The organism is Rhizobium mongolense USDA 1844 (assembly GCF_000419765.1).
Taxonomy (GTDB): Bacteria; Pseudomonadota; Alphaproteobacteria; order Rhizobiales; family Rhizobiaceae; genus Rhizobium; species Rhizobium mongolense.
This window is the reverse complement of record NZ_ATTQ01000007.1, coordinates 340,632-362,676: the sequence shown is the minus strand read 5'-3', so window position 1 is coordinate 362,676 and position 22,045 is coordinate 340,632. Positions and strand designations below refer to the sequence as shown.

25 protein-coding genes and 1 tRNA gene are annotated in these 22,045 nt (G+C 59.9%); 11 read left to right on the top strand and 15 right to left on the bottom strand.

Annotation, left to right across the window (positions count from 1 at the left end; all coding sequences use genetic code 11):
• The first annotated feature begins 133 nt into the window (after window positions 1-133).
• Window positions 134-218 (top strand) — tRNA-Leu (locus A3C3_RS0116515).
• 124 nt (window positions 219-342) lie between these two features.
• Here the strand turns inward: A3C3_RS0116515 and A3C3_RS0116510 are convergent.
• Both A3C3_RS0116510 and A3C3_RS0116505 read right to left on the bottom strand, forming a co-directional pair.
• On the bottom strand, window positions 343-840 hold the full coding sequence (locus A3C3_RS0116510) for a BON domain-containing protein (protein ID WP_022715693.1): 498 nt from the start codon (window positions 838-840) through the stop codon (window positions 343-345).
• Between the two features lie 74 nt (window positions 841-914).
• Window positions 915-1,409 carry a peptide deformylase gene (locus tag A3C3_RS0116505; RefSeq protein ID WP_022715692.1) on the bottom strand — a complete coding sequence of 165 codons (495 nt, stop codon included), beginning with the start codon at window positions 1,407-1,409 and terminating at the stop codon, window positions 915-917.
• 236 nt (window positions 1,410-1,645) lie between these two features.
• Here A3C3_RS0116505 and mgtE point away from each other — a divergent pair, with 236 nt between their 5' ends.
• Together mgtE and A3C3_RS0116495 are read left to right on the top strand one after the other, a co-directional pair.
• Window positions 1,646-3,061 (top strand): magnesium transporter, encoded by a 1,416-nt coding sequence (gene mgtE / locus A3C3_RS0116500; protein ID WP_022715691.1) that lies wholly within the window; start codon window positions 1,646-1,648, stop codon window positions 3,059-3,061.
• Window positions 3,062-3,126: 65 nt separating this feature from the next.
• Window positions 3,127-3,519 (top strand): MerR family transcriptional regulator, encoded by a 393-nt coding sequence (locus A3C3_RS0116495; protein ID WP_022715690.1) that lies wholly within the window; start codon window positions 3,127-3,129, stop codon window positions 3,517-3,519.
• A gap of 3 nt (window positions 3,520-3,522) precedes the next feature.
• On the opposite strand, the gene A3C3_RS0116490 is transcribed toward A3C3_RS0116495, so the two are convergent.
• The 3 genes from A3C3_RS0116490 to A3C3_RS0116480 are packed head-to-tail and all read right to left on the bottom strand — an operon-like array spanning window position 3,523 to window position 5,736.
• Entirely contained in the window at window positions 3,523-3,996 is a 474-nt protein-coding gene (locus tag A3C3_RS0116490; RefSeq protein WP_022715689.1) for a methyltransferase family protein, read from the bottom strand.
• A 10-nt stretch (window positions 3,997-4,006) separates the two neighbouring features.
• Window positions 4,007-4,972: a heparan-alpha-glucosaminide N-acetyltransferase gene (locus A3C3_RS0116485; RefSeq protein ID WP_028739705.1), complete on the bottom strand. Its 966-nt coding sequence runs from the start codon at window positions 4,970-4,972 to the stop codon at window positions 4,007-4,009.
• Entirely contained in the window at window positions 4,972-5,736 is a 765-nt protein-coding gene (locus A3C3_RS0116480) for a DUF599 domain-containing protein (protein ID WP_028739704.1), read from the bottom strand. Before A3C3_RS0116480 ends, A3C3_RS0116485 begins: the two co-directional genes overlap by 1 nt.
• Before the next feature lie 181 nt (window positions 5,737-5,917).
• Here A3C3_RS0116480 and A3C3_RS0116475 point away from each other — a divergent pair, with 181 nt between their 5' ends.
• Together A3C3_RS0116475 and A3C3_RS0116470 are read left to right on the top strand one after the other, a co-directional pair.
• On the top strand, window positions 5,918-7,324 hold the full coding sequence (locus A3C3_RS0116475) for an L-serine ammonia-lyase (protein WP_022715686.1): 1,407 nt from the start codon (window positions 5,918-5,920) through the stop codon (window positions 7,322-7,324).
• A gap of 62 nt (window positions 7,325-7,386) precedes the next feature.
• The gene (locus A3C3_RS0116470; RefSeq protein WP_022715685.1) at window positions 7,387-7,824 is read left to right on the top strand and encodes a DUF1489 family protein; all 438 of its coding nucleotides are present in this window, start codon (window positions 7,387-7,389) and stop codon (window positions 7,822-7,824) included.
• 2 nt (window positions 7,825-7,826) lie between these two features.
• Here the strand turns inward: A3C3_RS0116470 and A3C3_RS0116465 are convergent, their stop codons facing one another.
• The 7 genes from A3C3_RS0116465 to A3C3_RS0116435 form a co-directional block, all read right to left on the bottom strand.
• Window positions 7,827-8,099 (bottom strand): hypothetical protein, encoded by a 273-nt coding sequence (locus A3C3_RS0116465; RefSeq protein WP_022715684.1) that lies wholly within the window; start codon window positions 8,097-8,099, stop codon window positions 7,827-7,829.
• A gap of 110 nt (window positions 8,100-8,209) precedes the next feature.
• On the bottom strand, window positions 8,210-9,742 hold the full coding sequence (locus A3C3_RS0116460; RefSeq protein WP_028739703.1) for a D-alanyl-D-alanine carboxypeptidase: 1,533 nt from the start codon (window positions 9,740-9,742) through the stop codon (window positions 8,210-8,212).
• Window positions 9,743-9,860: 118 nt separating this feature from the next.
• Window positions 9,861-10,613 carry a hypothetical protein gene (locus tag A3C3_RS0116455; protein WP_022715682.1) on the bottom strand — a complete coding sequence of 251 codons (753 nt, stop codon included), beginning with the start codon at window positions 10,611-10,613 and terminating at the stop codon, window positions 9,861-9,863.
• Between the two features lie 245 nt (window positions 10,614-10,858).
• Entirely contained in the window at window positions 10,859-11,458 is a 600-nt protein-coding gene (locus A3C3_RS0116450; protein ID WP_022715681.1) for a transglutaminase-like cysteine peptidase, read from the bottom strand.
• Window positions 11,459-11,839: 381 nt separating this feature from the next.
• Window positions 11,840-12,808, bottom strand: a complete 969-nt coding sequence (gene pip / locus A3C3_RS0116445; protein WP_028739702.1) for a prolyl aminopeptidase — start codon at window positions 12,806-12,808, stop codon at window positions 11,840-11,842.
• Between the two features lie 65 nt (window positions 12,809-12,873).
• Window positions 12,874-13,488: a PilZ domain-containing protein gene (locus A3C3_RS0116440; protein WP_022715679.1), complete on the bottom strand. Its 615-nt coding sequence runs from the start codon at window positions 13,486-13,488 to the stop codon at window positions 12,874-12,876.
• Window positions 13,489-13,611: 123 nt separating this feature from the next.
• Window positions 13,612-14,229 carry a PAS domain-containing protein gene (locus A3C3_RS0116435; protein ID WP_028739701.1) on the bottom strand — a complete coding sequence of 206 codons (618 nt, stop codon included), beginning with the start codon at window positions 14,227-14,229 and terminating at the stop codon, window positions 13,612-13,614.
• Window positions 14,230-14,526: 297 nt separating this feature from the next.
• Between A3C3_RS0116435 and A3C3_RS0116430 the strand changes: the two genes are divergently transcribed.
• Entirely contained in the window at window positions 14,527-15,297 is a 771-nt protein-coding gene (locus A3C3_RS0116430) for a rhomboid family intramembrane serine protease (protein ID WP_022715677.1), read from the top strand.
• Between the two features lie 103 nt (window positions 15,298-15,400).
• A complete protein-coding gene (locus A3C3_RS0116425; protein ID WP_022715676.1) occupies window positions 15,401-15,835 on the top strand; it encodes a CBS domain-containing protein in 435 nt (144 codons plus the stop codon).
• 15 nt (window positions 15,836-15,850) lie between these two features.
• On the opposite strand, the gene A3C3_RS0116420 is transcribed toward A3C3_RS0116425, so the two are convergent.
• From A3C3_RS0116420 to folE, 3 genes are all read right to left on the bottom strand, one after another.
• On the bottom strand, window positions 15,851-16,822 hold the full coding sequence (locus A3C3_RS0116420) for a patatin-like phospholipase family protein (RefSeq protein WP_022715675.1): 972 nt from the start codon (window positions 16,820-16,822) through the stop codon (window positions 15,851-15,853).
• Between the two features lie 116 nt (window positions 16,823-16,938).
• A complete protein-coding gene (gene hisI / locus A3C3_RS0116415) occupies window positions 16,939-17,391 on the bottom strand; it encodes a phosphoribosyl-AMP cyclohydrolase (protein ID WP_022715674.1) in 453 nt (150 codons plus the stop codon).
• Between the two features lie 25 nt (window positions 17,392-17,416).
• Complete coding sequence (gene folE / locus A3C3_RS0116410) at window positions 17,417-18,031, bottom strand: GTP cyclohydrolase I FolE (protein ID WP_022715673.1); 615 nt, start codon at window positions 18,029-18,031, stop codon at window positions 17,417-17,419.
• A gap of 307 nt (window positions 18,032-18,338) precedes the next feature.
• On the opposite strand from folE, the gene A3C3_RS0116405 reads away from it, so the two are divergent.
• The 4 genes from A3C3_RS0116405 (at window position 18,339) to thrS (ending at window position 22,022) form a co-directional block, all read left to right on the top strand.
• The gene (locus A3C3_RS0116405) at window positions 18,339-18,785 is read left to right on the top strand and encodes an iron-sulfur cluster assembly scaffold protein (RefSeq protein ID WP_022715672.1); all 447 of its coding nucleotides are present in this window, start codon (window positions 18,339-18,341) and stop codon (window positions 18,783-18,785) included.
• Between the two features lie 119 nt (window positions 18,786-18,904).
• Window positions 18,905-19,348 (top strand): membrane protein insertion efficiency factor YidD, encoded by a 444-nt coding sequence (gene yidD, locus A3C3_RS0116400; RefSeq protein ID WP_022715671.1) that lies wholly within the window; start codon window positions 18,905-18,907, stop codon window positions 19,346-19,348.
• 10 nt (window positions 19,349-19,358) lie between these two features.
• A complete protein-coding gene (locus A3C3_RS0116395; protein WP_022715670.1) occupies window positions 19,359-19,895 on the top strand; it encodes a DUF1697 domain-containing protein in 537 nt (178 codons plus the stop codon).
• A gap of 123 nt (window positions 19,896-20,018) precedes the next feature.
• On the top strand, window positions 20,019-22,022 hold the full coding sequence (thrS, locus tag A3C3_RS0116390) for a threonine--tRNA ligase (RefSeq protein WP_022715669.1): 2,004 nt from the start codon (window positions 20,019-20,021) through the stop codon (window positions 22,020-22,022).
• Window positions 22,023-22,045: the final 23 nt, after the last annotated feature.

The window sequence follows — 22,045 nt, the reverse complement described above, 5'->3', positions numbered from 1 at the left end:
TATATGGCCCCGTTTGACGGGCAATTCAAATGCTGTGATTTTGTTTTGCAAAAATCTGCCATATCGCCCTTGTGCACCCCAAATGCTTTTGCTACATGCTGCCCCGCCGACGCAAATCGGCACCTACCACGATGCGGTCGTGGCGGAATTGGTAGACGCGCAGCGTTGAGGTCGCTGTGGGGCAACCCGTGGAAGTTCGAGTCTTCTCGACCGCACCATTCTCTTCCAGAGAATTTTTTAGAACGTCCCATCTCGCGGGCGACATGAGAAATGGGCCGGTTTCCGGTCCCTTTTCGTTTGCGGCATGCTCGACGGTTCGATTGGCCTTGATTCTCAGGGACTTCAATCCTCGTCCGATAGATGCGAATCAACACCGATCGTTTCCAGCCGGTTGCGGATATGGTGGACGCCATCGACTGAAAGGGCACCGAGTTCGACCTTCCGGGCCATTCCGATGGTCTCGACCGCGCCTTCCAGCGTTACCGTATGGCCGTCGGCATGAACATCGATGCTGTCGAGGTTCAGATCCGGGATGTTTTCCAGGTTCTCAGTCACGCGCGCTTCGAGGTCATCGCTTTCGTCGCGATCGATCGTATCGGCCCTGAGTGAATCCTTGAGCCGGTTTTCGTTTCCGTCGTCGTCCGTGCCGTCGACGCGAAAGCCGCTGTTAGGATCGCGGTCGAAGTTTGCAGGCGTTTCGCCATAGGCTCGATTTTTCGGTTCAGGCGATCGCGCACCTGCTTCGTCGGAGTAGGGCCAGCCGTCGTCAAGATTGCGTTCTTCGTAATCGCGATAATCGTCTTCGCGCGAAAATGTGGTCTTGTCGTTCTTCTTTGGCATCGTCATTCTCCCTCAGGTGTTACCTTGATCGAAGAACGCCCGTGGTCCGGAATGGTTCGCCAAAGTTTCGTGAATCACAACGTCGCTTTTTCCCATTTCCGGATCAGGCGGTCGCGCTTCAGCTTCGACAGGCGCTGAAGCCAGAAGATTCCGTCAAGCTGGTCGACTTCGTGCTGAATACAAATTGCCAGGAAACCATCGGCATGCTCTTCATGCTGGAGACCGTTGATGTCCTGGTAGCGGAAACGGACTGCGCGGGGTCTCGTCACCTCGTCGCTCACGCCCGGCATCGACACGCTTCCTTCGGTCTGGCGCATGAATTCATCCGAAACCGAAATGATATCAGGGTTGATAAAGATCCGAACTCCGTCCGCCCTGATGAGCTCGATCACGACCACCCGGAGGAAGACGCCGACATGGGCGGCCGTGATGCCAACGCCGGGTGCGACGCGCATCGTCTCCAGCAGATCGTCAGCAAGCTGACGCAGTGCCGAATCGAAGACCGTCACCGGTTCGCAGACTGTCTTCAGGCCGGGATGCGGATAGCGAAGAATGGGGCGAATGGCCATCGGCGGCGGTCCTTGTTTGCTGGCGCGCGGAAACTATCGGCAAGACGGGGCATTGTCATCTGCGCGATGCGCTTTGGCGCTAGACGCCACCGAGCATTTCGGTTAGCAGGGGCTGGAATTCGGGCGGGCCGAGAGGGCAGGCGGAATTCGTTTATCCGCTTGTTGACAATGCTTTTTCGGCCGCCATTCTCGAATGCGGCGTGACAGTCGTTAATCTTGGAATGCGAGGACGGCAGATGACGGAAACCGGAGAAGACGACCGCATCCGCAGACGTCCGGACGACGAAGGAGCCGACATCTATGACGAGGACGGCAATGTCCGCAGCGACTTTCTGGCGCTTGTCGGCGCTGCCATCGCCGACCGCGATACGATTTTTCTCCGGCAGAACGTTGCGCGCCTTCACGAGTCCGAAATAGGCGACCTGCTGGAATCGATCCAGCCGGATCAGCGCCTGGCGCTTGTCCGCCTCCTCGGCGACGATTTCGACATGACGGCGCTGACGGAGGTCGATGAAACGATCCGCCGCGAAATTGTCGACCAGATACCGAACGAGCAGATTGCCGCTGCAATCGGCGACCTCGATTCGGACGACGCTGTCTACATTCTCGAGGACCTGGACAAGGAAGACCGGGAAGAAATTCTGGCGCAGCTGCCGTTCACCGAGCGGGTGCGCCTGCGCAGGGCACTCGATTACCCGGAAAGCTCTGCCGGCCGCCGCATGCAGACGGAATTCGTGGCGGTGCCGCCCTTCTGGACTGTCGGTCAGACGATCGACTACATGCGCGAAGAGGAGGACCTGCCTTATTCCTTCACGCAGATCTTCGTTATAGACCCGACCTTCAAGCTGCTCGGCGCCGTCGATCTCGACCAGATTCTCCGCACCAAGCGGCAGACAAAAATCGAAGCGATCATGCGCGAGACGACTCATCCGATTCCAGCCGAGATGGACCAGGAAGAGGCGGCGCAGCTCTTTGAGCAATACGACCTTCTCTCAGCCGCCGTCGTGGACGAGAACGACCGTCTTGTCGGTGTTCTTACCATCGACGATGTAGTCGACGTCATTCACGAGGAAGCGGATGAGGACATCAAACGCCTCGGCGGCGTCGGTGACGAAGAGCTGTCCGACAATGTCATCTCGACCGTCCGCTCGCGCTTCCTCTGGCTGATGATCAATCTCGGCACGGCGATGCTTTCGGCCAGTGTCATCGGGCTCTTCGACGCATCGATTGAGAAAATGATCGCGCTTGCCGTACTGATGCCAATCGTGGCCTCCATGGGAGGCAATGCCGGTACGCAGACGATGACCGTGACCGTGCGCGCGCTCGCGACCCGCGACCTCGACATATACAATGCCGGCCGCATCATCCGCAGGGAGGCGGGCGTCGGCATCATGAACGGCATCGTCTTTGCCAGCATCATGGGTACGATTGCCGGCACGTGGTTCCATGACTACCAGCTTGGTATGGTCATCGGCGCCGCCATGATCATCAATCTGGTGGCTGCGGCGCTGGCAGGCATTCTTTTGCCGCTTCTTCTGGATAAGGTCGGCGCGGACCCGGCTATTGCGTCGTCCGTTTTCGTAACCACCGTCACCGACTGCACCGGCTTCTTCGCTTTCCTCGGTATCGCCACCTGGTGGTTCGGCATCTGAGCCGGATTTGCCTAAATTGACTATTACGTAAAAGTCAATATTATGGGCACGAGAGTGGGAAGCCAATGCCAGTGAACAAGTACTATAGCATAACGGAGCTGACGCGCGAATTCGGAGTGTCGACGCGCACGCTTCGCTTCTACGAAGACGAGGGCCTGATCCATCCGGAACGCCGCGGGCGCACGCGCCTCTTCCGTCCGGCCGACCGGCGCCTGATCCAGGAAATCCTGCGCGGCCGCCGCATCGGCTTCACGATCGCGGAGATTCGCGAGATCATTCAGGTCTATAAGGATCCGCCGGGGGAACTCGGCCAGCTCAAGCTTTTGATGAAACGGGTTGACGAAAAGCGGGAAGACCTGCGCAAGAAGCGCAAGGACATCGATGACACGCTGACGGAGCTCGACAATATCGAAGAGGCCTGCCTCGGCCGTCTCGCCGAAATCGGCGTGGGCACCTGAGCGTCAGATCCAGCGTCTGGTTCTTCTGCAATAGCTTTCGAAATCGCAGCCGAAGCGGGCCTGCAGGTGTCTTTCCTCGCGCCGGATCGCGACAAAGGTGGTGACGATCGCCGCGACGACCGCTGCGACGTAGAACCAGCTGTTTGCCGTCATGAGGCCGAAAGCGATCGTTGCAAGCGTGTAGCCGAGATAGATCGGATTGCGCGTGTAGCGAAAGGGACCGCGGGTGACGAGATGGGCTGTTGCGCGATGCGCCAAGATCGTCGTCCTGCTCTCCAGCAGGGTCTTGATCGCCCATATGTCGAGCGAGACGGCCGCGACGGTGAGCGCTGTGCCTAAGATCCAGGCAAAGGCGCTATGCACTCGCGGTACCGGAAGCCCGGCGATTTCGCCGAGCAGGAAAGCGGAGACAAAAGCGAGGCCGTATAGAACCGGCGGCCATGGAAATTTCAGCGGCTTCGAACGATAGGCATTCATCGAACTACCTTCATTGCGCTTCGGTGCTGCACTCCAATGCGATACGCTGTACCCTTTCATCCTTATCCGCCTGGATTGCGCCGGACTGGAGTGGCGTGAACAGGTTCTCACCCTGCAATCTTTCGAGCGTGCACTGGCAGAAGCTGCGGCAAAGCGCTTCGCCTTCCTGGACGACGCAGGAGGACTGGCATTGCTGCAAGTAGGTCTGCACGGGATCCGGCTTTGCGGGCGGGACGGCGATTGAAAGCGCATAGGCGATCGAGATCAGGATCGGCTGGTGGATCAGGTAGATGGCGAGGCTGTGACGGCCAGCTTTTGCGAGCAGAGTGGTGCCGGTGCCGAACTTTGCGAGCCATTCCGCCCAGCCCTGTTTCAGCGCTATGCTCGAAACGCCCATGCCGATGAGAAATGGCCCGATCCAGGGTAGAACCGGCACATAATCGTTCGATCGCGGAACCGTCTGGGAAAGGCCCACCCACCAAAGCCATGGCGTATCGAAGAATGAAGAGCGCAGATAGAGCGGGGCGATGACGGCCGCAACGCCGGCGGCGATCGCTATCATCCCGGGCATGCGCAGGAAGAGCAGGCCGATGACGCTTGCAGCTGCGATACTGTGCAGAATACCGAAAAATATCGCCCCCTGCGGCATCGCGATTGCCGTCGCGGCCGTGATAAGAGCCGCGGCCGAAACGATCATGCCAAGCCGCCGGAGATAGGCCCGGCGCCTGATGCTTGGCGTGCAGGCAAGCACCAAGCTGACGCCGGCGAGGAAGAGGAATGTCGAGGCGATCGCGCGGGCATAGATCTTCAGCCACCCAGCCTCCGCTGTCCCGCGCGCCAGATAGCCCATGAACTCCATATCCCAGGTGAAGTGGTAGGTCGCCATGGCAATCAGGGCCGCGCCGCGCGCCGTATCGAGCAGGCCGATGCGCGGCGGCTGGGCGGGCGCACCGTTCTCGTTCGCCGAAATAGCCATCATAGTCCCCCGGGCAAATCACTTCCGCCACCTGGCGGCATATCGCGGCGAATAGCAGAAAGGTGGAGAATTGATGGCGGGTTGGCATCCATGATCGCCAGCCGCGCCTCCGAGAAGAACTGCCTGCGCGTGAGCACCACGACGATGATCGCCGTCGTCGCCATGAAAACGTAAGCGTTCACGAACCATCCGAGATAACCGATCGACAGGAAGATCGCGCGAAGGCCCTCATTGAAATGTCCGCCGGCAATCACATTCATACGGATGACCCGTTCGGCGGCGCGCTCGGCGGCGATGATATCAGTCTCGCTGTCGCGCACCATTGGGATCGCGCCGAAGAGGATGCTGCAGTAGTTGAAAAGCCTATAAGACCAGCCGAACTTGAAGAAGGCGTATGCAAAGAGGGCCGTCAGCCCGCCGACCTTGAGTTCGAAGCTCGCGGTGCCGCTGCTGAATACATAAGGCAGATCGGCGAAGATGGATTTTACCTTGTCCGTCGCGCCGAGCAGTGCAAAGCAGCTGCCGATCGCGAACATTGAGGTCGATGCAAAGAAGGCCGTGCCGTTCTGAAGCCCGGCCATGATCTGCGTGTCGATCATCTTCAGGTCGCGGCGCAGCGAATTGTAGATCCATTCGCGCCGCCGCTCGATCATGGCATGGGTGAGGCTCGTGCGGCCGAAGAATGTCCTGCCGCGCAGCAGCCAGGAATAGCCGAGCCAGAGAATGGCGAAGAAAGCCAGTGCGATATAATCCGCAACCGTCAGCATCAATGTTACAATCCTGCATTCGACGTCGCCACTCTACAGATGCAATTGCATGCTGCAATGATTGGCAAGACGCGCCCTTCGTTTTAGTGTCGCGCCAATTAAACGCGATGTCGGTTCGTCGCGAGTGCCGGAATAGCCTTTTGGATAGTCTGGCGGAAGATTTTCACAGGAAGTAGGCATGTTCCTTTCGGTATTCGACGTTTTCAAGATCGGTATCGGCCCGTCGAGCTCGCATACGATGGGGCCGATGTCGGCTGCCAACCGCTTCCTCGACCTGATCCTTTCGAGCGAATGGCCACGTCCGTCCTCTGGCGCGCAGGTTGCCGCGATCAAGGTCAGCCTGCACGGCTCGCTTGCGTATACCGGTATCGGGCACGGGACGGGCAGGGCGGTCATTCTCGGCCTGATGGGCGAGAAGCCCGACAGCGTCGATCCGGACAAGATGGACGGCATCATCGACCAGGTAGAGCGCTCCGGCCGCATCACGCCGCCCGGCCACCCGGCCTATTTTTTCATGCCGAAGAACGATCTGGTCTTCGACAAGAAGCAGCCCTTGCCGGGCCACGCAAACGGCATGTCCTTCTGCGCCTATGACAGGGACGAACGCCTGCTCCTGAAACGCGTCTACTATTCCGTCGGCGGCGGTTTCGTTGTCACCGATACCGAGCTCGAGCAGATGCGCGCCAAGAAGAAAGCCGTCGCGGGTGCGACCAAGGTTCCCTATCCCTTCGCCACCGCCAAGCAGATGCTGGAAATGGCGGAGCGCTCCGGCCTCAGCATCGCGCAGATGAAGCGCGCCAATGAGGAGAGCCAGCGCAGCCGTGAGGAGCTCGACGAAGGTCTCGACCGTATCTGGGAAGCCATGCGCTCCTGTATTGAGCGCGGCCTCAAGGTCGACGGCGTCATGCCGGGCGGTTTGAATGTCCGACGCCGTGCGAGGAAGATCCATGACAAGCTGCAGGAGGAGTGGAGGAGCAACCGCATCAATCCGCTGCTCGCCAACGACTGGCTAAGCGTCTATGCCATGGCCGTCAACGAGGAGAATGCGGCCGGCGGCCGCGTGGTGACCGCGCCCACGAACGGTGCAGCGGGGGTTATTCCCGCTACGATCCGCTATTACGAGCATTTCCACGAGGATTGGGATCAGAACGGCATCCGCGACTATCTCCTGACTGCGGCTGCCGTCGGCGGCATTATCAAGCACAATGCCTCGATTTCCGGCGCCGAAGTGGGCTGTCAGGGCGAGGTCGGTTCTGCGGCCGCGATGGCGGCTGCGGGACTTGCGGCGGTGATGGGGGGCACGCCCGCCCAGATCGAGAATGCGGCCGAAATCGCGCTGGAGCACCATCTCGGCATGACCTGCGACCCGGTGGCCGGTCTCGTCCAGGTGCCGTGCATCGAACGCAACGCGCTTGGTGCCGTCAAGGCCGTTACCGCCGCCTCGCTTGCTGTCAAAGGCGACGGCCAGCATTTCGTGCCGCTCGACGCCTGCATCGAGACGATGCGCCAGACGGGCCACGACATGAACGAGAAATACAAGGAAACTTCGACCGGGGGTCTCGCTGTCAACGTCGTCGAATGCTGAGCCTGTGGACTTGCGACCGTTAGTCGCTTGACGCTGCCGGCCAAAAGGATTTCAACGACGGCATGGCATTGCATCTGATCAAATTATGCGTCGGCGCCGACTCGATCGACGATTTGCGCGAATGGGTGGCCGAGCGTTCGCTGCGGGCAATTGCGGCTGGCCTCGAGCCACATTCCGTTCACACGACGCGCATGGTTCCGAAACGCGTGGATGAACTGCTTGACGGCGGTTCGCTCTATTGGGTCATCAAGGGGCAGGTGCAAGCGCGCCAGAAGCTCTTGGACATCCAGACCTTCACGGACAGCGAAGGGATCGGCCGGTGCCACCTGGTTCTTGGGCCGGAAGTGATCGAAACTGCCGTGCAGCCGAAGCGCGCCTTCCAGGGCTGGCGCTATTATCCGGAAGAAGACGTGCCGCGGGATATCACGACGCTCGGAGAGGGTGTTGCCGAGATGCCCGCGGATTTGCGCCGGGAGCTGTCGGAGCTTGGATTGCTCTAACCTCAGCGCAGCCGCAGCATGACCGGCGATTTGCCGTCCGGGCAGGTGACGTGCAAATGGATGCTGGCTTCCGGCTGCGAGTAGCGCCAGGCGCGCGCGCCGTGGCAGAGCAACAGATTGATCAGATCCTTGGTTTTCGCCGATTTGGCTCTCGGCCGGTGCAGGCCGATCTCAGCAAGCCGCAGTGCTGCCTCGTGCAGCGGATGAAGGCCGAACCGTGCCGGCTTGCCTGGACTGCGGGGCGGAAAACCCGTTACATTTCCATTGGTTGCCATAATGATCCCCGTACGCATTACAAATCGAGGTTATGAACTGTAGCCGGCGCCGCAAACACTGATTCCGGCCGTGAACGGCGCCGTCAGGGATGCTGGCGGCACCGTATCTCTCATTGGGCTGCAGCCCAGCACTTGACGCCTGCGCGCTTCAGCGCCTTGCAGGCATTTACCGCTTCGCGCTGGTCGTCGAAGCCGCCGAAGCGGGCGCGATAGACCTGATCGCCCCCGTTTGCATAGGCGACTGCGAAGGGCTTTGCCGAGCTCAAGGCTTTGCCGCCCTTGCTCTTTGCATTTTCCAGCAGATCCATCGCCATTTCGCGGCTTGACGACACGCCGATCTGAACGACCCAGCCGCTAGGCCCCTGGTCGGCAACCGGCGCCGGCTTCGCGGCAGCGGCGGCGGGACCGACCGAAGCGGTCGTGAGAGCATCGACCGGATTGGCGGCGGGCTCTTCCGGCGGCATGTAGGCAGGCGCCGGAGAGGGGACAGCAACGGAGGCTTGCTTGAAGCTCTTAATCTTCACCTTGGTCGGAGCCGGAATCTCGGTCTTCTGTTCGGCAACGAGCGGGTTTTCGGATTTCGCAGCAGGAGCGTCGGTATAGGCGACGGCAGCGGACGCTACCTCATAGCGCGCATCCGGCGTTGGGCCCTTGCGCGGCAGGTCGACATCGGCGGCCGCGACAGGAATATCAGCTGCAGAAGCAACAGGTGACGGGACCGGCGCGGGTGCCGTCTGCGCAATCAGGTTGGAGCCGCCGCGCGTGGAAGCCTTCGGAAGATAGGTCGCAATCAGCTTACGCATCTGTCCATCGCGAGCAGGCGTGGAGGCGCCACCCATGACGACACCGACGATCGACTTGCCGTCGGCCTGCACTGAGCTCACAAGATTGAAACCGGCAGCCCGGGTATAGCCGGTCTTGATGCCATCGACGCCGCGCACCGAACCGACAAGGCGGTTGTGGCTGCGGATGACGCGTTTGCCGAACTTGAAGCTGCGCGTGGAGAAATAGCTGTAATACTGCGGAAAATGCTGGCGAAGTGCGATACCGAGGCGGGCCTGATCGCGTGCCGTGGTCATCTGTGCCGTGTTCGGCAGGCCGTTGGCATTGCGATAGGTAGTACGGGTCATGCCGAGCGCGTGCGCCTTGACGGTCATCGCCTGCGCGAACCGGCTTTCGCTGCCGGCAAGCAATTCGCCAAGCGCGGTTGCCGCGTCATTGGCGGAGAGTGTCACAAGGCCAAGGATGCCCTGTTCGACGCTGATCGAACCGCCGGCCTTGACGCCGAGCTTGGTCGGGGCCTGAGATGAAGCGTAAGCCGAGAAGGGAACACGCGTGTCGAGACGGATGCGGCCCTGCTCAAGCGCCTCGAAGACCATATAGAGCGTCATCATCTTCGTCAGAGACGCCGGATATTGCAGGCGATCGGCATTCTCGCTGTAGAGAACGTTGCCGGACTTCGCATCGACGACAATGCCCGCATATTTCGAATTTGCCGCTTCTGCTTCGGCCGTGGCCGACTCAACGAGGAAAGCCGTTGTTGCGATCGCGATCGCCGCTAACATCTTCACCAGGAAATTGCCGGATCGTGGCGATGATACGAAGGATATTGACCTTGACACTATTTCACTCTTCGCTTGCATTTCAAATATCGGCCTACACACGTGTCCTCGTTGTCTCGGCCATTGTCTTTTGAATCTAACCGAGCGGGGTTACCAATCCGTTTATGATTAATCGTTTGCTTCGCCGTACAGATGCATTTTAGCGGGGTGTTGCGGAACGGGTCACAAGACGGGCCTCCACAAATCTGCGAATAGCGGCATCAATATGGTCCCAGTCCTGCAAATGGCGGCTTGAGAAGCGGTAGAGGACGCTAAGGTCTTTGCCGACCTTGATGTCGCGCTGGCAGTCCCCGCTTGTTGGGCTAACCGCCGGGGAGGGCAGGATACAGCGAACGGCATATGTGGCCTCATTGGCGCGCGGTGCCGTCAGCAGAACCTCGCCGCCATAGCCTGCCTCGGCTTTCAGATTGCGAAGCGTCAGTCCGTTGCCATAGGGCACGGCGGCGCCTTCCATCACATGCGTATAGATGAGCTCGACGCGGCCGGACATGTCGCGCGACATCGTGCTTTGGGTGATCTGCAGAAAGATAAGATTGGCGGATTGCGAGACGTCGTCGAATCGCTCGCGGTGTTCCTTCGTGTAGCCCTGCAATTCCGGCCAGGTGAGATAGACGTCGGCGCGTTCGGCGGCCTCGCTATGCCTCTGGCTCGGGAAGCGGATCACGTTTTCGGGCAGATTGAGCGTGTCGCGGCCGATGGTGATCGTGACGATGGCGGTATTGTCGGTATTGCCCGCCAGCGTAATGTGCCGGCCAATCCAGCGGCCGCCGATGCTGATACCCAGCGTCAGCATTGCAAGAATTGCGACAACTGCGGCCAGACGGAAGATGAAGCCGTTCGACAAGAGGGGCGACGCGTCGGATGTCCCGGTGCTGTGGGCGAGGTGGCTCATGGCGGATCTTCAGTGTCTGACCGCCGCGAACGAGACTGGAGTCGCCGGTGCCTGGATGAATCTGGCGGCATCATCGGACGGATGCAGTTAAAGAAAGATTAACCCTGATTGCCGAGCGTCCCTCAGAAAGGGGCGAGCCGCTCCCGGGACAGCGGGAACGGCTCCAGGGCGCCGGTCGGGACGGGGATGTAGGGGACTGACCGGGCCGAGTAGGACCCGCCGGTATTTCGGGCGGGCAATTTGGCTTAGCGTACGCTACCAACCGCGACGGCACGGCCGTCCTGCAGCTTCATCCAGCGTGCCGGATCATCGGCGGACTGGCGCTTCAGGAAGGTATATTCGGTGTCCGCCCAGAGCATCACCTTGTTGCGCATGTTGTCGAGGATGAAGTCGCCATGGTCGGTGCGGACTGTCAGCACGGCATGGCCTTCGCCGTTCGGCTGCATGACAACCGTTATCAGCGCATCGGATGGCGAGATGCCGGCGTCTATCAGCATCTTGCGCTTCAGCAGCACGAAATCCTCGCAATCGCCGACGCTGCGTGGGTAGGCCCAGCGCTCCTCGACGCCGTAGATTTCCTTGTCGGTCATAGGCTGGATCTGCGAGTTGACCTCGTAGTTGATCTTGAGAATGGCCTTCCAACGCTCCTGGGTCAGGATCGCGGGGCCGGCGTCGCCACCGTCATAGGCGCATTCGCTCTCGTTTACCTTGCAAAATTCATAGTGGCCGATCGGGGGGCTTGTGTTGCCTGCAAGCGTCATATTGGCAGGCGTCGCTTGGCCCGAGCCCGTCATTGCCATCATCAGGATACCGGCCAGAAAGGCGCCTTTGAGTGCATTGAACATTGTCTTTGTCGTCCCCGTTTTGTGAGGATGACAATGACACGGACGTTTTTACCCAGCGCAAAATTACGCAGTAAAATTAACAGCTTAGTTGATTCAAAAGCGCGTAAAACCTGATTAAAAACAAAATCGAATACGCGTAAAACTCGTCGCAGTTTCGATGCAAATTCGAGTAAAATTTTATGTTTCGACGCAAGCTTGAAGGCGCCGCGGGTGCTGCCGTTCCGTAAAAAAGTTAACGACAGCGACCAATGCGGCTAAATACTGCAGCGCGCTGCCCGGGACGGAGACAGCTCGCGCGGCATGGAGAAGACGCGGAAATTCTGAACAGGGTTGCTCCAAACCGCGGTTGCGGCTCGTTCTTCGCAGCGATGCCTCAAAAAATTATTTTTGGGAAATTTCGCGAAATTCGTCGGTTGCGGCGATAATGGCGGAGGAGATTGCCATGTTCGACGTCGAGTGCGCAGCGTTTTCAACCACGACAAGGCGGCTGCCGGGCCACGCTTCGGCCAGTTCCCAGGCGGTCGTCAACGGCGCTTCAAGGTCGAAGCGGCCCTGTACCAAGATGCCGGGTATTCCCGAAAGCCGTCCCGCGTTGCGAAGCAGGACGCCGTCCTCAAGCCATGCGCCGTTGTGGAAGTAGTGCGTGACGATCCGCGCTCGAACCAGCAGATAGTCCGGATCGCGCCAGCGGTGGGGCAAACCATCCGGATCGGCGAGAAGAATCGGTGCAGACTCCCAGTCGTGCCAATCGCGTGCCGCCTTCATGCGGACTTCCTGATCAGGCGCATTCAGCAACTGGTAAAAGGCCGAAAGCGTATCGAGATGGCGGAGGTTTGGCGGTATCGCCTCGCGCAGCCGCCGCCATTCCTCGGGAAAGAAGCGTGCCATGCTGCGGCAGAGCCAATCTATTTCGGCATGGCGGGTCGTCGTCACTCCAGCGATCGCCAAGGCTCGCGCGCGATCGGGATGGCTCTCGGCATAGGCGAGCGCCAGCGTCGAGCCCCAGGAGTTCGCGAATATCACCCAGGTCTCGACATCGAGGTGAAGCCGAAGCCGCTCTATGTCGTCAACCAAATGCCACGTCGTGTTTGCCGCAAGATCCGTATCGAACTCGGCCGCACTCGGCAGGCTGCGGCCGCAATTTCGCTGGTCGAAGAGCACGATGCGATAGGCTGAAGGGTCGAAATAGCGTCGCGCGGCTGCAGAACATCCCGAGCCGGGACCGCCGTGGAGAACGAGCGCAGCCTGGCCGACGGGGTTGCCGCAGCATTCCCAGTAGATCCGGTTACCGTCTCCGGTCTCCAGGAAACCTGTGTCATAGGGTTCGATTTTGGGATAAAGCGAAGACATGAAGGGTCGCCTGTTCGAACGGCCTTCATCGGTCATATCCATGACATTGAAATGACAGCAGCCGCTTAGAGGAATTCGCGCAACGTCTCGCGGGACTGGAGCGAGAGGAACTCTAGCGCGACGCCCTCGCTGAAATGACGCACGACGCGGCCGCGCATGTTGCCGAGGCGGACCGGCGTGCCGAGAGCGGGGCGCACCTCCACGTCAACTGCAGCACCCGACAACGACAAGTCCATGATGCGGCAGGTGTAGCGTGTGCCGTCCTCAAGGGTTAGCTCTGTCTTCGTTTCGCGCGGGGTCAGGCGATCATGACGCCGGTCTTCCGGCAGGCCGAGCTCATGCTTGTTGGCAAGCCAGGTGAGCTGTGCGGCAAGCTTCTCCCGCTTGCGCTCGGTGGCGTTGATCGACATCGTGAAGCCACGCACGTCGACGGTCAGAACGTTGCCTTCGACCCGGCCGAGATGATCGATGTAGGCGACGACGCGCTCATTGGCGCGCGGCCGGCCGGCGCAGGTGACATACATGTCGCCGGGCGACATATCGATCACCGTGCATTCGTATTCCTCGTAGTTCGCAAGCATGAGGCGGCCCTGCATATTGATGGGCACGCGCTGGAAGACACCCTGCTCAGGGCGCGGCACTGTTGTCCGTGGCGTCTGGGCTTGCTGGAATGAGTGCATGAAAGCGCTTCTTCATAGAATGTTATACGACAATCATTACCCGCAATCCCTTAACAGAAGGTTGTCCTGAACGGAGCGACTACACCTTGCAGCATAGGATAGGGGTGTGCCGGAATGAGACGGTCAGCGCGGTGCCGCCCCGGAAAACAATGAAGACATCATGCGGCCGAGGACCACACTAAAACCATGCGGAGGTTCGGCGGCAGCTGTGTATGGCCAGCTGCTCCCACCGCCGTTCTGCCCGGGCTTGTCGCGAAGCAGGCGGCTGCGGTCGAGCGCCAGAAAATCGAGCGGCACGATTTCCAGCCAGCTTGCCGCGACGGACGCCGCAATGGCGCCGAGCAGCCGCGCGCGGCAGCCGTGTTCGCAACGCAGCGGCATGACGATGATCTCGAAGGTGGCCTGATGCCCCGCCGTGCTGTAGCCGGTCGCGTTGAGCAGCGTCGGGATGACGTGATGCATCGCACCCAGAAGCGTTGCCTCAATGTCATCGGCATGGCCGTCGCCGAAGAGCTCGGCAAAGCTCTCGTCGCGCAGATCCCGCCCGAAGAGATCGCAGATTCTGGTGCCGGCAAGCCGGAAGGTGACGGCGCCCAGCTCGTCGTTCTTTTCAAGGATGAAGAGGCTCGGCAGAAGGTGGCCAAGGCTCGACGGTTCGATCTGCGATTTCAACGGTGCTTCGCCGGCACCACGCAGGCGGTTCCAGTAATCGTAAACATCGATGATCGTTTGATGACGCACGGCACACCAACCTGTTTCATTTCGGTTCAAGTTCAAGCCCGAACGGCTCTTCTGATGCTTACCAAGCGGATTTCATGCCAACTGCGGGCAGTTAAGGTTAAGGAACGGTTTAGATTGCGACCGGTCACAAGCCGTGCAACTGTTGGGTATCGCTTCGGAAACGAAGTTCAGCACTTCACTGATCGGGCGCGGGGTCATTTTCGGGGCGCGCTCGGCAAGCCGTCCGGTTCAACCGGGCGGCTTTTTTTTTGATCTTCGCTCCTGTAAGGCTGAGACCTCAATCCGGCGAGGACGCATATGGACGATCACAGGACGGAGCCGGAAACGGTTGAGGAAATCCCGATTGAAAAGAACCGGACGCCGGTTTTCAATCTGCCCGGCATCCTGCTGGCAACACTCTGTTTGCTCGGCGCGATCTATGCGGTCCAGTCGTTCATCCTCTCCGCAAACGCAGTCGACTGGCTTTTCATCACTTTCGGCTTCATTCCGGTACGCTATGTGATCCCGTTCTCGGAACAGGGGCTGCAGTGGCTCTGGTCGCCGGTGACCTATTCTCTGCTGCACGGCAGCGTGGAGCATATCCTCTTCAATGGGCTGTGGCTGATGGCTTTCGGCGCGCCGGTCGTTCGCCGCATCGGAAGCTTGCGCTATGTTATCTTCTGGATTCTTTCATCGGTCGCCTCGGCAGCGCTTCACGCCGGATTGAACTGGGGCGATCCAACCCTGCTCATCGGCGCTTCCGGTGTCGTTTCCGGGCTCATGGGGGCGGCCTGCCGTTTTGCGTTTCCGCCGGAGCGGAAGGTGACGCGTCCGGCCCATCTCAATCCGCGCCTGTCGGTCGCCGAGTCCTTTCGCAGCGGCACGGTGGTCGTATTCACGCTCTTCTGGCTGATTGGCAACGGGCTGATCGCCGTCGGCATTCCGCTGATCGGCGACCCGAACCAGCCGATCGCCTGGGACGCACATATCGGTGGTTTCGTTTTCGGATTCTTCCTTTTCTCGCTCTTCGACCGGAATATTCCTGCGGAGCCTGAGGTTCCGGAAGAGCCGGATATATTGCAATCTTGAGGTTTGGAGTGCACCATTCGGGTTGATCCGCGTTGGGACGAACAGCCCGTCGCAGGTGCCTCTGTTCAGTTAAGTGTTTCACTTTCGACATGGGAGGTTTCGAATGTCCAACACCGTAAAAGCCATCCTCGACCTGAAGGGCCGCAACGTCGTCACGGCCGGGGCGAACACGACCGCCGGCGAAGCGGCGAAAGTGCTCAGCAGCCGCAAGATCGGCGCCGTTGTCATTGTCGGCGTGGAAGGCCGCATTGCCGGGATCTTCACCGAACGCGATCTCGTCAATGCCGTTGCAAAGTTCGGCAAGGACTGCCTCGATCAGCCGGTTGTCTCGCTGATGACCTCCAGGGTCTTCCGCTGCCACGAGGACACGACCGTCAACGAGTTGATGGAACTGATGACCAGCCGGCGCTTCCGCCATCTGCCTGTTGAAACCAATGGAAAGCTCGTCGGTATCGTCTCAATCGGCGACGTCGTGAAGACGCGCATCGCAGAAGTCGAGCGCGAGGCAGAAGAAATCAAGGCCTATATCGCGGGCTGAGGCGTTCGCCCACCATCACGCCTGGGTGGCGAACGCTTCCTGCATCCGCCGGAGTTCGGGAAGCCGCGCTCTGGCTTCCTCATATCCGCGCTCTATCGCTTCGCCAGCCCGGTGGAATTCCGACAGGCCGATGTCGCTGAGCCGCGGATGCAGCGATATGTCCGGCGGATCGCCGGCAAGGCGCGCGCGCGAAATCCTGTCCTGGATGATGTTGAAGGCTTGCACCATCACGCCGGTCATTCCAAGACGCGCATAGGGGGCTTCCTCCTGCTTCTGCATCTCCTGAAGCGTCAAGGTCGCATTGTGCTTGACGACTGCGGACCGGCCGAAGAGATCGTAGTTCAGATTGACAGCCACGACGAGCTGCTGTTCGTAGCTGCGGCAAACGGAAACCGGCACCGGATTGACCAGTGCGCCGTCGACCAGCGTGCGGCTGTTGCTGCGGACCGGCTCGAAGATGCCGGGTAGGGCATAGGATGCACGCAGCGCCGTAATCAGCGAGCCGCTGGAAATCCAGACCTCGTGGCCGGTGTTCACCTCCGCAGCCACGGCGACAAAGGGACGGTCGAGGTCCTCCACGTTCAGACCTTCGAGATGCTCCTGCATGCGCTTCGTCAGGCGCATGCCGCCGAAAAGTCCGCTGCCGCCGATGGTAAGATCAAGCAGGCTGGCAATGCGGCGCATCGTCAGCGAACGGGCGAAGGCCTCGAGCTCTTCCAGCTTGCCGGCAAGATAGCAGCCGCCGACCAGCGCACCGATCGAGGTTCCGGCGATCATGCCGACTTCGATGCCGGCCTCGTCCATTGCGCGCAGCACGCCGATATGCGCCCACCCGCGCGCCGCACCGCCGCCAAGCGCCAGTGCAATCTTTGCTCTTTTAGGGGGAAGGGTGGACGTCGGAGGAGCAGTCATATCTGGAACTGTCGAGACACCGGAACCTGAACTGCCTGCTTCAGAGCTCTGACGATGCAAACTCCAGTTCAGCATGGTAAGCCTCCTCCAGGCATAAATATTTCAGTTTGTTATAGTGTCCCCGTTCCCTTTCCAAATCGTATACAGCAGCGCTATCTGTCTCAATAGCGAACAGGTAACTGACACGCGCGCTATTTTCCGTAGACGTCTTTCGGGTCGAAATGCCGCTCGTCATCCACGATATCGAGCATTGGTTTCCCGTCCTGGAGCGTCACCGTGCGGTAGAAGCAGGAACGACGGCCAGTATGGCACGTCGCGTCGTGGCCCGCGACCTCTACTTTAAGCCAGATTGCATCCTGATCGCAGTCGGTACGGATTTCCTTCACCGTTTGGATGTTGCCGGAGGTTTCGCCCTTTATCCAGAGCTTGCCGCGCGACCGGCTGAAGTAATGTGCCTTGCCCGTCTGGATCGTCAGTGCCAGCGCCTGCGCGTTCATGTGCGCAACCATCAGGATCTCGCCGTCATGCACGTCGGTGACGATCGCGGTGATCAGGCCGCGATCATCGAAGCGGGGCGTGAAATCGCCTGCATCTTCCAGTTCTGATTTATCGTCGGATGGCGCATTGAATGCAAATGGCATCATTCGGCTCTCTTAATGGGGAGCCGTATCAGCGGCTCCGCACCATGGTCATGAATCGCGCCTGTTCGGCAGGCTCGGCCTTGAAGATTCCGGTAAAGGTCGTCGTCAGCGTCGTGGAACCCTGTTTCTGGACGCCGCGCATCGCCATGCACATGTGTTCGGCTTCGAGCATGACAGCAACGCCGCGCGGAGCCAGCGTATCATCAATCGCCTTGGCGATCTGTGCGGTCATGGTTTCCTGCGTCTGGAGGCGGCGGCCATAGATCTCGACAACACGGGCGATCTTGGAAAGTCCAAGTACCTTGCCGTCAGGCATATAGGCGACATGTGCCTTGCCGATAATCGGCACCATGTGATGTTCGCAATGCGAATAGAACGGAATATCCTTCACGAGAACCATATCATCGTAGCCGGCGACCTCTTCGAAGGTGCGGCCCAGAACGTCTTCCGGGTCCATTTCGTAGCCGGCGAAAAGTTCGCGATAGGCTTTGGCGACACGGGTCGGAGTATCGATCAGCCCTTCGCGCGACGGATCGTCACCAGCCCAACGAAGCAGAACGCGAATTGCGTCTTCGGCTTCCTTCTGGCTGGGGCGTTCGGCGTCACGGCTGGTCTGCGGAAAATTCTTTACGATGGCGTCCATACTGCTCAAGTCTCCTGGTCCACGAACGTTTGGACCGTCTTTCGGACTCGCCACTGGTATCCCTTGTCAGGAATGTTGCACCTTTGGCAGGCTCCGGGGCTTTCGGGGCAGCTTATAGCCCGTCCGGCACGGTTTCCCAATCAAACTTACCCGAGGACCATTGCATTTTCGTGGTCTTCGAACGACATACATATAGGAAGACGGCGTCTTCATGTAAGTATGCTAAGCACGACACGGTGTGTTTTTTGTTTATGATACAATGACCGCCGAATAAGCCGATCCGCGGCAATCTGGAGCGGAATTCATCATGGACGACATCTATAACAGCAAAATCCTCGAATTTGCAGGCAATATTCCGCTGACAGGCAGCTTGGCCGATGCCGATGCAAGCGCACAGGCGCACTCGAAACTCTGCGGCTCCAAAGTGCGGATCTGGCTGAAGATGGACGGCGATACCGTCATCGCGTTTGCCCATGACGTCAAAGCCTGTGCGCTCGGCCAGGCATCCTCCTCGATCATGGCCCGGCACGTGATCGGCGCAACGGCCGGCGAACTCCGCAAGGCCCGCGAGGACATGCTCGCCATGCTGAAAGCGGACGGAGAAGGTCCGGATGGCCGCTTCGAGGACATGCGCTACCTGCGCCCGGTCAAGGATTACAAGGCTCGCCACGCGTCCACCATGCTGACTTTCGACGCTGTCGTCGATGCCGTTGGGCAGATCGAGGTAAAGCGAGCCGAAATGGCCGAGGCGTAAACATTGAGCGTTCCGCTATGTGACACCCGCCTCTGTCACTTCGTGACATCGGCCCCGCAAGGGGGAAGATCGGGATCGTGCGGCACTGCCGGCGCCTCCTCAAGACGCGGAGGTTAGCCATGTGCGAATTTTGCTCTCTTCAGCAGGACGACGACGAAGGTCTGCCGAAACGCAGGGTGTCCCGGTTAATCTCCCCGGAAATGTCACGAAGTGACAGAGGGGGGTGTTCCGGGTCGGTGGCCGGATACTCCCGTAACTATACCGGCCCTTTCCGCAAGACCCCTGACCGGTTGCTCGGCATGGGATTGATCCGGCTCTATCAACTGACCTTATCCGGCTTTATCGGCAACTCATGCAGGCATATCCCGACGTGCTCGGAATATGGCTACGAGGCGATCGCACGCCACGGCCTGTGGGCCGGCGGATGGATGACGCTCTTTCGCGTCGGGCGCTGCGGGCCGGGCGGAACGAGTGGTTTCGATCCCGTGCCTGAAGGGCTGGAGCAGCGCTTCCATTGGTGGACGCCATGGCGCTATTTTGCGCTCGGACGGAAAACGGGCTGACGGCAAACCCATGCCACGTAAAACTCTCTACGTCGCGCTCCTTCACAGCATTGTGCTCGCGCCCGGTCGCCGGGTCGTGATGTCCGATCTTCGCGATATGGCTGCGGCACTCGGATACGGCAACCCGCGCACGCTGGTCTCGACCGGCAATATCGTCTTTGAAGCAGACAGTGCGCGCCTCGGTGACATCGAAGCGAAGATTGAAGCTGCCTTCAAAACGAAATTCGGCAAGCCCGTCGATATCATCGTCCGCAGGGGCGCGGATTGGCTGAGACTGGCGAAGTCAAATCCGTTTCCGGATGGCGACGGTAGCCAAGTGATCGTGCGCGTGATGCGCAAGCCGCTCGACCGGTCCGCCTTAACCACGCTTCAGAAATACGTCGAAGCCAACCAGCGCTTGGCGATTGCCAATGGCGATCTCTGGATCGATTTCGCCGGCAAACCCAGTGAATGGAAGCTGCTGTCGGCGCTCACGACCAAGCGTATGGGCGTCGGCACGCTGCGCAATTGGAACACGGTGCGCGGCCTTGCCGAAATGATCGGCTGAGCAGGCCTTGCCTTTACTCACACGCCAAATCTCGGTATCAGGCGGCAGCGCATTCGTGCCGACGAAGCGCTTCATTGCAACCACCCGCATTCGTTGGCGGGACTGGACAAGGAGAATTTCGATATGTCCCAATGCGTTTCCCTGACCTTCCCCGATGGCAATCAACGCAACTTCGAGCCCGGAACGACCGGCCTCGACGTTGCCGAATCCATCTCCAAGTCGCTTGCCAAGAAAGCTGTCGCCATTGCGATCGACGGCACCGTGCGCGACCTTTCCGATCCCGTGACGGCGGGCAAAATCGAGATCATTACCCGCGGCGACGAGCGCGCCCTGGAACTCATCCGGCACGACGCAGCGCATGTCATGGCGGAAGCCGTGCAGGAGCTCTGGCCCGGTACGCAGGTGACGATCGGCCCAGTCATCGAGAACGGCTTCTATTACGACTTCGCCAAGAACGAACCCTTCACGCTGGACGATCTGCCGAAGATCGAAAAGAAGATGAAGGAGATCATCGCCCGCAATGCGCCCTTCACCAAGCAAGTGTGGTCGCGTCAGAAGGCGAAGGAAGTGTTTGCCGCCAAAGGCGAGCAGTACAAGGTCGAACTCGTCGATGCGATCCCGGAAGGCCAGGATCTGAAGATCTATTATCAGGGCGACTGGTTTGACCTTTGCCGCGGCCCGCACATGGCATCGACCGGTCAGATCGGTTCGGCTTTCAAGCTGTTGAAGGTGGCAGGCGCCTACTGGCGCGGCGATAGCAAGAATCCGATGCTGTCCCGTATATACGGCACGGCCTTTGCCGAGCAGTCCGAACTCGACAACTATCTTCACATGCTCGCCGAAGCCGAGAAGCGCGACCATCGCCGTCTCGGCCGCGAGATGGACCTGTTCCACTTCCAGGAAGAGGGCCCAGGCGTCGTCTTTTGGCACGGCAAGGGCTGGCGTATCTTCCAGGCGCTGGTCGCCTATATGCGGCGGCGCCTCGCTGCCGACTATCAGGAGGTCAACGCGCCGCAGGTTCTTGATACGTCCCTTTGGGAAACCTCGGGTCATTGGGGCTGGTACCAGGAGAACATGTTCGCGGTGAAATCGGCGCATGCGCTGACGCATCCGGATGACAAGGAAGCCGACAACCGCGTCTTCGCGCTGAAGCCGATGAACTGCCCGGGTCACGTGCAGATTTTCAAGCACGGGCTGAAATCCTATCGCGAACTGCCGATCCGCCTGGCAGAATTCGGTACGGTCCATCGTTACGAGCCATCAGGCGCTCTCCACGGCCTGATGCGGGTGCGCGGCTTCACGCAGGACGACGCGCACATCTTCTGCACCGACGAGCAGATGGCCGCCGAGTGCCTGAAGATCAACGACCTGATCCTCTCGGTCTACAAGGACTTCGGCTTCGACGAGATTACCATCAAGCTCTCCACGCGCCCGGACAAGCGCGTCGGTTCGGATGAGCTCTGGGATCGCGCCGAGAGCGTCATGATGGACGTGCTCACCACGATCCAGCAGCAGTCGAACGACATCAAGACCGGCATCCTGCCCGGCGAGGGCGCGTTCTACGGCCCGAAGTTCGAATATACGCTGAAGGACGCGATCGGCCGTGAATGGCAGTGCGGCACCACGCAGGTGGACTTCAACCTGCCGGAGCGCTTCGGGGCCTTCTATATCGACAGCAATTCGGAGAAGACGCAGCCGGTGATGATCCACCGCGCCATCTGCGGCTCGATGGAACGCTTCCTCGGCATCCTGATCGAAAACTTCGCCGGCCATCTGCCGCTTTGGGTCTCGCCGCTGCAAGTCGTGGTCGCGACGATCACCTCGGAAGCGGACGGTTATGGCGCAGAAGTCGCCGAAGCGCTGCGCGAGGCGGGACTCAACGTCGAGACCGACTTCCGTAATGAGAAGATCAACTACAAGATCCGCGAGCATTCCGTTACGAAAGTTCCCGTCATCATCGTCTGCGGGCGGAAGGAAGCCGAGGAAGGAACTGTCAATATCCGCCGCCTCGGCAGCCAGGAGCAGTCCGCGATGCCGCTCGAGGCGGCGATCGAGAGCCTTGCCTGGGAAGCGACGCCTCCGGATATCCGCCGCAAGCTCGAAGCCAAGAAGGCAAAGGCTGCCTGATTTCTGTCAGACAGCAGTGATCT

Bases quoted from the DNA above. Each gene is read 5' to 3' on its own strand.
- A3C3_RS0116495 (WP_022715690.1), top strand. From the start codon at position 3,127: ATGCCAGTGAACAAGTACTATAGCATAACGGAGCTGACGCGCGAATTC.
- A3C3_RS0116395 (WP_022715670.1), top strand. From the start codon at position 19,359: ATGCCACGTAAAACTCTCTACGTCGCGCTCCTTCACAGCATTGTGCTC.
- yidD (WP_022715671.1), top strand. From the start codon at position 18,905: ATGTGCGAATTTTGCTCTCTTCAGCAGGACGACGACGAAGGTCTGCCG.
- A3C3_RS0116510 (WP_022715693.1), bottom strand. From the start codon at position 840: ATGCCAAAGAAGAACGACAAGACCACATTTTCGCGCGAAGACGATTAT.
- mgtE (WP_022715691.1), top strand. From the start codon at position 1,646: ATGACGGAAACCGGAGAAGACGACCGCATCCGCAGACGTCCGGACGAC.
- A3C3_RS0116490 (WP_022715689.1), bottom strand. From the start codon at position 3,996: ATGAATGCCTATCGTTCGAAGCCGCTGAAATTTCCATGGCCGCCGGTT.
- A3C3_RS0116505 (WP_022715692.1), bottom strand. From the start codon at position 1,409: ATGGCCATTCGCCCCATTCTTCGCTATCCGCATCCCGGCCTGAAGACA.
- A3C3_RS0116405 (WP_022715672.1), top strand. From the start codon at position 18,339: ATGGACGACATCTATAACAGCAAAATCCTCGAATTTGCAGGCAATATT.
- A3C3_RS0116460 (WP_028739703.1), bottom strand. From the start codon at position 9,742: ATGCAAGCGAAGAGTGAAATAGTGTCAAGGTCAATATCCTTCGTATCA.
- thrS (WP_022715669.1), top strand. From the start codon at position 20,019: ATGTCCCAATGCGTTTCCCTGACCTTCCCCGATGGCAATCAACGCAAC.
- A3C3_RS0116465 (WP_022715684.1), bottom strand. From the start codon at position 8,099: ATGGCAACCAATGGAAATGTAACGGGTTTTCCGCCCCGCAGTCCAGGC.
- pip (WP_028739702.1), bottom strand. From the start codon at position 12,808: ATGTCTTCGCTTTATCCCAAAATCGAACCCTATGACACAGGTTTCCTG.
- A3C3_RS0116475 (WP_022715686.1), top strand. From the start codon at position 5,918: ATGTTCCTTTCGGTATTCGACGTTTTCAAGATCGGTATCGGCCCGTCG.
- A3C3_RS0116470 (WP_022715685.1), top strand. From the start codon at position 7,387: ATGGCATTGCATCTGATCAAATTATGCGTCGGCGCCGACTCGATCGAC.
- A3C3_RS0116450 (WP_022715681.1), bottom strand. From the start codon at position 11,458: ATGTTCAATGCACTCAAAGGCGCCTTTCTGGCCGGTATCCTGATGATG.
- A3C3_RS0116440 (WP_022715679.1), bottom strand. From the start codon at position 13,488: ATGCACTCATTCCAGCAAGCCCAGACGCCACGGACAACAGTGCCGCGC.
- A3C3_RS0116455 (WP_022715682.1), bottom strand. From the start codon at position 10,613: ATGAGCCACCTCGCCCACAGCACCGGGACATCCGACGCGTCGCCCCTC.
- A3C3_RS0116420 (WP_022715675.1), bottom strand. From the start codon at position 16,822: ATGCTGAACTGGAGTTTGCATCGTCAGAGCTCTGAAGCAGGCAGTTCA.
- A3C3_RS0116430 (WP_022715677.1), top strand. From the start codon at position 14,527: ATGGACGATCACAGGACGGAGCCGGAAACGGTTGAGGAAATCCCGATT.
- folE (WP_022715673.1), bottom strand. From the start codon at position 18,031: ATGGACGCCATCGTAAAGAATTTTCCGCAGACCAGCCGTGACGCCGAA.
- A3C3_RS0116425 (WP_022715676.1), top strand. From the start codon at position 15,401: ATGTCCAACACCGTAAAAGCCATCCTCGACCTGAAGGGCCGCAACGTC.
- A3C3_RS0116485 (WP_028739705.1), bottom strand. From the start codon at position 4,972: ATGGCTATTTCGGCGAACGAGAACGGTGCGCCCGCCCAGCCGCCGCGC.
- hisI (WP_022715674.1), bottom strand. From the start codon at position 17,391: ATGATGCCATTTGCATTCAATGCGCCATCCGACGATAAATCAGAACTG.